Consider the following 6,260-nt stretch of genomic DNA (forward strand, 5'->3'; position numbering starts at 1 on the left):
AGACGGACATGGATTGGGCCGCGATTTTTTCCCTGCAGATCGTCGGCGCCATCGCCACGCTGGTGCTGCTCAGCATCGGTCTGGCGGTGGTGTTCGGCATGATGAAGATCATCAACCTGGCGCATGGCGAGTTCATGATGCTCGGCGGTTACGTCGCCGTCCTGGCAACTCACCATCTGCATGTGCCGATCTGGATCTCGATCCTGGTGCTGGCGCCGCTGACGGTGGGCCTGTTCGGCATGCTGGTCGAGCGCTTGCTGATACGCCACCTGTACGGCCGCATGATCGACACCATGCTGGCCACCTGGGGTTTGAGCCTGGCGTTGACGGGCACGGCGACCATGCTGTTCGGCAACACCACCGTGGGCATCAGCTCACCGTTGCCGGGCATCACCCTGGGTACCTATCAAACCAGTGGCTACGGGCTGTTCGTCATCGCCGTGGCCGTGGCAGTGTTGCTGGGGATGTGGGCGCTGCTGCGCTTCACCCAGTTCGGCCTGTGCGCCCGGGCGACCATGCAGAACGCCAAGATGGCCGCCGCCCTGGGTGCCAACCCCGGACGCATCTACAGCCTCACCTTCGGCTTGGGCGCGGCCCTGGCCGGGCTCGGCGGCGCGGTCCTCGCACCGCTCACCGGGGTGATCCCGACGCTGGGCGCCAGCTACATCGCCAAGGCCTTCATCACCGTGATCGGCGGCGGCAGCGCCGTCATCACCGGCACGCTGAGTGCGGCCGGTGCCTTCGGCGTCATCAGTCAGGTGGTGACCTTCTTCAGCACCCCGGTGTTCGGTGAGGTGGCCCTGTTGCTGGCCGCCATCGTGTTGATCCGCGTGTTGCCTCAGGGCATCACCGGTCGTTTCTTTCGGAGGGCGTTCTGATGCCTGTCGCATTTCGTGATCTGCTGCCGGTGCTCGGCTGCGCGCTGGCCGCCGTGCTGGTCGGCGTTCTGCCGTATTGGCTGGACCTGTTCACCCTGCTCTCGCTGACCATCTACCTGGTCATGGCCCTGCTGGCGCTGAGCCTGGCGTTCATCTGGGGTTTCGGTGGCATCCTGTGTTTCGGGCAGGCCGCGTTCTTCGGCCTGGGGGCCTATGCCTATGCGGTCGGTGTGATGAACATCGGCGACAGCACCTGGCCGGTGCTGCTGGCCATCGCTGTGCCCGCCCTGTTCGCTGCGGCCATGGGCTACTTCATGTTCTACGGTGGCATCAGCGATGTGTACCTGGGCGTGATCACCCTGGCGGTGACGCTGATTCTGTTCAACGTGATGAATTCCACCTCGGGCAGCGAATACCACATCGGCAGTGCTTTGCTTGGCGGTTTCAACGGCATTCCGGCGATCCCGACGCTCAACGTGCCGTTCGATCCCGAGCGCGTGCTGGAGCCCGAAACCTTGTTTCAGGTGATCGGCGGCGCCTTGATCCTCTGCTACCTGGGCCTGCGCGGACTGCTCGCCAGTCGCTTCGGCAAGGTGGTAGTGGCCATCCGTGAAAACGAGCAGCGCGCCGGTTTGCTCGGCTATGACACGCGCCTGCACAAGCTGATCGTCTTCAGCCTGGGCGGCGGCATCGCCGGCCTGGCCGGGTGCCTGTACGCCAACTGGGGCGCGTTCGTCAGCCCGGGTGTGTTTGGCCTGGCGCAGTCGGCGCAGATCATCATCTGGGTCATCGTCGGCGGTCGCGGTACCTTGTTCGGGCCGATCCTGGCCTGCATCGGCCTGCAGGCGCTGATGGCACGCCTGGGCGAACAGCAGACGGTGGACAGCGGCCTGGTGCTGGGCGCGATCCTGCTGACCTTCGTCATGCTGCTGCCGCGTGGCTTGCTGCCCAGCCTTGGCACGTTGGCCGGGCGCGTGTTCAAGCGTCGTCCCGCTTCCACCAGCGCCGTGCCACAGGAGGGCGCCGTATGAGCGTGCTTCTGCAAACCCAAGGCTTGGGCGTCAGTTTCGGCGGCGTGCACGCCGTAAAAGCGGTGGATTTCACCCTGAACCGCGGTGAACTTCGCTGCCTCATCGGTCCCAACGGTGCCGGTAAAAGTACGTTCTTCAAACTGCTCAGCGGGCAGCTGAAGCCGACCCACGGCAGCTGCCACTTCCAGGCCGAGCGCATCAGTGGCCTGCCGCCGCACCGTATCGCGCGCCTGGGCATCGGCATCAAGACGCAGACACCCAGTGTGTTCGACGGCCTCGATGTACTGGAAAACCTGCGCCTGGCCGCCAGTCGCAACCAGAGCGCCGCCCAGGCCCGGCAAACCGCCGAGCAGACGCTGCAACGCATCGACCTGAGCGAACACCGCCACCGTCTGGTGGGCGACCTGGCCCACGGTCAACGGCAATGGGTCGAGCTGGGCATGATCCTCGCCTCGAAGCCGACCCTGGTGCTGCTGGACGAGCCCGCTGCCGGCATGACCTATCAGGAAGTGCGCAAGACCGCCGCCCTGATCAAGGAGATCAACGCGCACAGCACGGTGGTGGTGGTCGAGCACGACATGGAGTTCATTCGCCTCATCGCCGGCACGGTTACCGTGTTCAACCAAGGCGCGGTGCTGGCCCAAGGCAGCTTTGCCGAGGTGACTCGGAATCCGTTGGTGCGCGAAGCCTATCTGGGCAAACAGGAGATCAAACATGCTTGAAGTCAATGGATTGTGTTCCGGCTACGGGCGCGTGCCGGTGCTGCGCGACATCGCTCTGCGCGGCGCCACCGACAGCTGCATCGGCGTGCTCGGGCGTAACGGCATGGGCAAGACCACCCTGCTGCGCGCGCTTATCGGCGAGCTGCCGGCGCTGTCGGGCAGCGTGCAGTTCGCAGGCCAGGACCTGAGTCGCGCCGACGCCAGCCAGCGGGCACGGGCCGGCATCGGCTACGTGCCTCAGGGCCGGCAGATTTTCCCGTTCCTGACCGTCGGCGAGAATCTGCGCATGGGCTGCGTGAAGCACTTCGCCGACGCCCCGGCCACCATCGAGCGGATCCTGGCGTATTTTCCACGTCTGCAACGGCTGCTCGACCAACCCGGTGGCGCCTTGTCGGGCGGCGAACAGCAACTGCTGGCCCTGGCGCGCTGCCTGTGCGGCAACCCGAAGCTGATCCTGCTCGACGAACCCACCGAAGGCATCCAGCCCTCCATCTGCGACGAGATCATCGAAACCCTGCAACGCCTGCGTCGCGAACAAGGCCTGGGCATCATTCTGGTGGAACAGGACATCGACTTCCTGACGGCGCTGGCCGATCGCATCCTGATCATCGAGAACGGCCAACTGGTCGATGAAGTCGACCCCGCCAGCACCACCGCCGAAGCGCTTGCCGAGCGCTTCATGGGCTTTCATTCCTGAGGATTCATCGTCATGTCCATTCAACGTCCCACCCAGGCTGAGCTTGCCGAAACCGGCCGCCAGCTGGGTCTGCACCTGCAAGCACCGTTACTCGAGCAATACGCCGACATCCTCGAAGCCGTCTGGCAGGACTATGACCGCCTCGACCAGTTGCAGCCTGCCAGCGTCCCGCAACGCTACCCCAGAAGCACCGGGCACCTGCCGACGCCTGCGCAGAATCCCTACAACGCCTGGTACGTGCGCACCGATCTGCATGGGGCGGCGGGCGGCAAGCTGAGCGGCAAGCGCGTCGCCCTCAAGGACAACATCTGCCTGGCCGGGGTACCCATGATGAATGGCGCCTCGACCCTGCAAGGGTACGTGCCGGACGTCGACGCCACCGTGGCCACGCGCGTGCTCGACGCCGGCGGTAGCATTCTGGGCAAGGCCCACTGCGAGTTTTTCTGCGTGTCGGGCAGCAGTCATACCAACGCCACTGGCGCGGTGCACAATCCGCGCAATCCGGGCCACTCGACTGGGGGGTCGTCCTCGGGCTGCGCCGCGCTGATCGTCGCGGGCGAAGTGGATCTGGGCATCGGCACCGATCAAGGCGGTTCGGTGCGCATTCCGGCGGCCTATTCCGGCATCTACGGGATGAAGCCGACCCACGGACTGGTGCCCTACACCGGCATCATGCCCATCGAAATGACCCTGGACCACGCCGGCGTGATGAGCGCCACGGTGGCCGACAATGCCCTGCTGCTCGAAGTGCTCGCCGGTGCCGACGGCCTGGATCCGCGCCAGGATCGACAGATGCCCGTGCAGGCCTACACCCAGGCGCTCGGCGCGGGTGTTTCGGGGCTGCGCATCGGTGTGGTCCGCGAGGGCTTCGGCCACGCCAATTCCGAAGCTGATGTCGACGCTGCAGTTCGCCGTGCCGCCGGTCTGTTCGCCGAATGGGGCGCGCAGGTGGAAGAGGTTTCCATCCCCCTGCACGCGCTGGGTCATGCCATCTGGACGCCGATTGCCGTGGAAGGCACCACGCAGCTGCTGCGCGGCTACAATTACGGTTCCAACTGGAAAGGCTTGTACGTGGAGAGCCTGATGCGCGCGCAACAAGACTGGCAACAGCAGGCCGACGCGTTCCCCCATGACCTGAAGACCTGCCTGCTGGCAGGCCACTATGCCCACCAGCGATTCGGCGGCCAGTACTACGCCCGGGCACAGAACGCCGCGCGCCAGCTGCGCGCCGCCTACGACGAGCAGTTCGCCCGCTACGACCTGCTGCTCATGCCGACCGTGCCACTCAAGGCGCCGAAACTGCCGGCCGCCGATGCCACGCCCGCGACCTGGGTCACCCGCGCCCTGGAAATGAACGCCAATACCGCCCCGTTCGATGTCACCGGCCACCCGGCCATGTCCATCCCCTGCGGGCTGGCGGCAGGGTTGCCGGTGGGCCTGATGCTCATCGCCCGCGACTACCATGAGGCGACTCTCTACCAGGCCGCGCATCACTTCGAACAGCACATCGACTGGGAAAGCCTGAGCTCATGAACGGCGACGATTACAAGGTAGGCCTGCTGTTCTCCCGCGCCAGCCTCACGGCGGCGTCGGAAACCGCGCAGGCCAACGCCACCCACCTGGCCATCGCCGAGGTCAACGACAGCGGCGGGATCAACGGCCGCCGCGTGACCGCAATCGATGGTGACCCCGGCGCCGATCCGAACGATTACCGCGACAGCGCGCTGCACCTGTGCGACCACCATCAGGTGCAGGTGCTGTTCGGCACGCACATGTCGAGCACGCGCAAGGTCGTGCTGCCGGTGGTCGAAAGCCGTCGGCGCTTGCTGTTCTATCCAACGCTTTACGAAGGTTTCGAATACTCGCCGTACTGCTTCTACACCGGCTCGGCCCCCAACCAGAACTCGCTGCAACTGGCCCGCTATGTCCTGCAGACCTATGGCGGGCGCGTGCTGTTCGTGGGCGGTTCGTATGTCTACCCCTACGAATCGAACCGCATCATGCGCGAGCTGTTCGAGCAGGCGGGCGGCGAGATCGTCGACGAGATCTACCTGCCGTTCCACGCCACCGCAGAGGACTTCGAGCGGGTCATGCAGCGGGTGCGCGAGACCGCACCCGACGCCATCTATTCGACCATCGTCGGCAGCGACATTCCCTCGCTGCACCGGGCCTACCGCCAGGCGGGCTTCGATCCTGCACGCCTGCCCATCGTCAGCCTTGCCACCAACGAGGTCGACGTGCAGGCCATGACCGACGAAGAAGCCGAAGGCCACATTTCGGCCGCACCTTGGTTCTCGACGTTGCAGACGCCCGCCAGCCAGGCGTTCGTCAGCCACTATCGCGCGCGCTTCGGCGACGGGGCCGCCATCACTGCCGGCGCCGAGGCCGCCTATTTTCAGGTGCACTTGTTCGCGCAAGCCGCGCGCCGCGCCGCCGACGATTCGGTGCAGGCCCTGCGCGAAGCCCTGGCCGGCGCTCGCTTCGATGCGCCTCAGGGCACGGTGCAGATCGACCCGCAGACCCAGCACACCTGGCTATGGCCCCGCATTGCCCGGCTCGACGACCGACGCCAGTTCCAACTGGTGCTGGAAAGCGCCGAAGCGGTGCCGCCAAGCCCCTACATGGTCGACTACCAGATGGACGCACAGCCATGAACTGCCGGAAGCCGAGATGACCAGCGCGCCGTCCCTGCTGCGCGAACTCAAGGGCCTGCGCGTGCTGGTGATTCACCCCCAGGACGGTGAGGCCCGCATCGTCCTCGACCAGTTGCAGCGCATCGGCTGCATCGTCGAACAGCGCTGGCCGGTGCCCACGACCTTACCCGAAGCGGTCGACGTGGTGTTGCTGGCCGTGGAACTCAGCCAGCGCAGCAACACGCAGACACTGGTGGAAAGCCTGAGCGAACAGGCGCCGCCGATCATCGCCGTGGTCG

6 protein-coding genes and 1 pseudogene are annotated in these 6,260 nt (G+C 65.7%); all 7 read left to right on the forward strand.

Going from position 1 to position 6,260, the window contains the following annotated elements; all coding sequences use genetic code 11:
- The first annotated feature begins 8 nt into the window (after positions 1-8).
- Complete coding sequence (locus B2V21_RS00920; RefSeq protein ID WP_056843649.1) at positions 9-878, forward strand: ABC transporter permease subunit; 870 nt, start codon at positions 9-11, stop codon at positions 876-878.
- Positions 878-1,909: an ABC transporter permease subunit gene (locus B2V21_RS00925; protein ID WP_286915755.1), complete on the forward strand. Its 1,032-nt coding sequence runs from the start codon at positions 878-880 to the stop codon at positions 1,907-1,909. Before B2V21_RS00920 ends, B2V21_RS00925 begins: the two co-directional genes overlap by 1 nt.
- Positions 1,906-2,631: an ATP-binding cassette domain-containing protein gene (locus B2V21_RS00930; RefSeq protein ID WP_286915756.1), complete on the forward strand. Its 726-nt coding sequence runs from the start codon at positions 1,906-1,908 to the stop codon at positions 2,629-2,631. Before B2V21_RS00925 ends, B2V21_RS00930 begins: the two co-directional genes overlap by 4 nt.
- Entirely contained in the window at positions 2,624-3,328 is a 705-nt protein-coding gene (locus B2V21_RS00935; RefSeq protein WP_049858948.1) for an ABC transporter ATP-binding protein, read from the forward strand. The genes B2V21_RS00930 and B2V21_RS00935 overlap by 8 nt, the downstream gene beginning before the upstream one ends.
- Before the next feature lie 12 nt (positions 3,329-3,340).
- The gene (locus tag B2V21_RS00940; RefSeq protein ID WP_286915757.1) at positions 3,341-4,861 is read left to right on the forward strand and encodes an amidase; all 1,521 of its coding nucleotides are present in this window, start codon (positions 3,341-3,343) and stop codon (positions 4,859-4,861) included.
- Positions 4,858-5,982 carry a transporter substrate-binding domain-containing protein gene (locus B2V21_RS00945; protein WP_286915758.1) on the forward strand — a complete coding sequence of 375 codons (1,125 nt, stop codon included), beginning with the start codon at positions 4,858-4,860 and terminating at the stop codon, positions 5,980-5,982. Before B2V21_RS00940 ends, B2V21_RS00945 begins: the two co-directional genes overlap by 4 nt.
- Positions 5,983-5,998: 16 nt before the next feature.
- Positions 5,999-6,260: pseudogene (locus B2V21_RS00950) on the forward strand (response regulator receiver protein); the annotation flags it as partial.

The organism is Pseudomonas sp. UBA6276, assembly GCF_002438365.1.
GTDB classification, from domain to species: domain Bacteria; phylum Pseudomonadota; class Gammaproteobacteria; order Pseudomonadales; family Pseudomonadaceae; genus Aquipseudomonas; species Aquipseudomonas coleopterorum.

What these genes read in the sequence shown, in the direction of transcription:
- B2V21_RS00920 (WP_056843649.1), top strand. Translation starts at nt 9, where the DNA reads ATGGATTGGGCCGCGATTTTTTCCCTGCAGATCGTCGGCGCCATCGCC.
- B2V21_RS00925 (WP_286915755.1), top strand. Translation starts at nt 878, where the DNA reads ATGCCTGTCGCATTTCGTGATCTGCTGCCGGTGCTCGGCTGCGCGCTG.
- B2V21_RS00930 (WP_286915756.1), top strand. Translation starts at nt 1,906, where the DNA reads ATGAGCGTGCTTCTGCAAACCCAAGGCTTGGGCGTCAGTTTCGGCGGC.
- B2V21_RS00935 (WP_049858948.1), top strand. Translation starts at nt 2,624, where the DNA reads ATGCTTGAAGTCAATGGATTGTGTTCCGGCTACGGGCGCGTGCCGGTG.
- B2V21_RS00940 (WP_286915757.1), top strand. Translation starts at nt 3,341, where the DNA reads ATGTCCATTCAACGTCCCACCCAGGCTGAGCTTGCCGAAACCGGCCGC.
- B2V21_RS00945 (WP_286915758.1), top strand. Translation starts at nt 4,858, where the DNA reads ATGAACGGCGACGATTACAAGGTAGGCCTGCTGTTCTCCCGCGCCAGC.